Consider the following 2,213-nt stretch of genomic DNA (forward strand, 5'->3'; position numbering starts at 1 on the left):
TCCCGCCCTCACGCGATCCGGCGCACCGCAAGACCGGCGCCGCCCCGGCGCCCCCGGCGTCGCCCCTCGCGTAGGGCGGGACTTGTCCCGCCGCCCACCCGCGATCCGGCGCACCGCAAGACCTGCGCCGCCCCGGCGCCCCCGGCGTCGCCCCGCGCGCAGGGCGGGACTGGTCCCGCCGCATCCCCGCGATCCGGCGCACCGCAAGACCGACGCCGCCCCGGCGCCCCGGCGTCGCCCCTCGCGCAGGGCGGGACTGGTCCCGCCGCGCCCCCGCGATCCGACCCACAGCAAGACAAACGCCGCGCCTGGTCTCCCGGCGTCGCCCTCAGCGTGGGGCGGTACTTGTCCCGCCCGCTGCCCGCGATCCGGCTCACTCCAAGACCGGCGCCGCCCTCAGCGTAGGGCGGGACTCGTCCCGCCCCCCGCGATCCGGCGCACCGCAAGGCCGGCGCCGGCCCGCGCGGCACGCGGCACGCCCCCTCACCGCTCCGGCGGTTTCCAGTCGGCGGGCGGCACGTCGCGCCGTCTCAGCCTCAGCGCGAGGCCCAAGGCGACGCCGACGCCGATCGCCACCGTCAGGTCGGCGAGGACGGTCAGGAGGAACGTCAGCACCAGCAGCACCCGGTCCGACACCCGGCCCGTCGTCAGCCAGCCGCGCCAGTGCTGCGGCTCGGACATGTTCCAGGCCGTCACCAGCAGGAGCCCCGCCAGCGCCGGCATGGCGAGGTGCCCCGCGAGCGGCGCCGCGACCCACATCACGATCAGGATCGTCAGCGCGTGGAAGATGCCGGCGAGCGGCGTCCGCCCGCCCGCGCGCACGTTCGTCGCCGTCCGCGCGATGGCCCCCGTGGCGGGAAGCCCGCCCATCAGCGCCGAGCCGATGTTGGCCACGCCCTGGGCGAGGATCTCGGCGCTCGGCCGGTGGCGGCCCGCCACCATCCGGTCGGCCACCATCGCGGAGAGGAGCGACTCGACCCCCGCGAGGAACGCGATGACGAGGGCCGAGGGCAGAAGCTCGACCAGGCGCGCGGCGGTGATCTCGGGCAGGGCGGGGGAGGGCAGCGTCCGGGGCAGCGCGCCGAACCGGCCGCCCAGCGTGTCGACGGGCAGCGCCAGCAGCGCCACCGCGGCCGAGGCGGCCGCCACCGCCACGATCAGCCCCGGAAACCGCGGCAGGGTGCGGCGGAGCGCGACGATCGCCGCCACGGTGCCCGCGCCGACGGCGAGGCTCGGCCAGTCGAGGGTGCCGCGCGCCTCCCAGATCGCGGGGAGACGCTCGAGCGCGTCGGCGGGGGTGCCGTCGGGCAGGACGATGCCGACCGCGTCGGGCAGCTGGCTCAGCGCGATGATCGCGGCGATGCCGATGGTGAAGCCGTTGATGACCGGCTCGGGCACGAGGCGGATCAGGCTCCCCGCCCGGAGGAGGCCCGCCATGACCAGGATCGCGCCCGCCATCAGCGTGGCGAGCACGAGCCCGTCGAAGCCATGCGCCGCGATGACGCCGTAGACGACGACGATGAAGGCGCCCGTCGGCCCGCCGATCTGCACCCGGCTGCCGCCGAGCAGCGAGATGAGGAACCCCGCCACGATCGCCGTCACGAGGCCCGTCTCGGGCGCGGCGCCGCTCGCGATGGCGATGGCGAGGCTGAGGGGAAGCGCGACCATCGCCACGGTCACGCCCGCGAGAAGGTCGGCCAGAAGGCTCCGCGGCGTCGTCTCGGGCAGGGTCGTCAGGATCTTCGGGGTCAGCATCGGGACCGGGCGGGCAGGGCGCGCTGCGTGGGCATTCCCCGCATCCGTTGGCCGAGCCAAGGGTTACGCCCGCGTCTCGACCCCTTCAAGGCCCCCCGCCTCAGGCGTTGCGTCTCAGCCACTCCATCACCGCGGGCCGGACCGATTGCGCGCCGCTCCTGCGGGCATGGTCGATGACCGCACGCGCGTCGTCGAGGTTCACGCGCCGCAGGAGCGACTTCACCGGCCCGATGGAGGCCGGCCGCATCGACAGCGTCCGGAGGCCCATGGCCGCGAAGCACATCGCCTCGATGGGACGGCCCGCATCCTCGCCGCAGAAGCTGACCGGCGTGTCGGTCTCGGCGCAGCGGGTCACGATCTGCTCGATGAAGGTCAGGAACGAGACGTTGAGCGTGTCGTAACGCCGCCGCACGCGCTCGTTCTCGCGGTCGGCGGCGAAGAAGAACTGCTTGAGGTCG

General features: G+C 75.4%; 2 protein-coding genes. Both read right to left on the reverse strand.

What is annotated here, in order from left to right; genetic code table 11:
* Positions 1–483: 483 nt before the first annotated feature.
* Positions 484–1,755 carry a SulP family inorganic anion transporter gene (locus tag ACTS11_RS11355; protein WP_442640426.1) on the reverse strand — a complete coding sequence of 424 codons (1,272 nt, stop codon included), beginning with the start codon at positions 1,753–1,755 and terminating at the stop codon, positions 484–486.
* 100 nt (positions 1,756–1,855) lie between these two features.
* Positions 1,856–2,213 (reverse strand): putative PEP-binding protein (locus tag ACTS11_RS11360; protein WP_442640427.1); only part of this gene is annotated, 358 nt, incomplete at its 5' end.

The sequence above is a fragment of the Roseicyclus sp. genome (assembly GCF_052168335.1).
In the GTDB taxonomy this organism is placed as follows: Bacteria; Pseudomonadota; Alphaproteobacteria; order Rhodobacterales; family Rhodobacteraceae; genus Roseibacterium.

Coding starts and splice junctions, on each gene's coding strand:
- ACTS11_RS11355 (WP_442640426.1), bottom strand. CDS start 1,755: ATGCTGACCCCGAAGATCCTGACGACCCTGCCCGAGACGACGCCGCGG.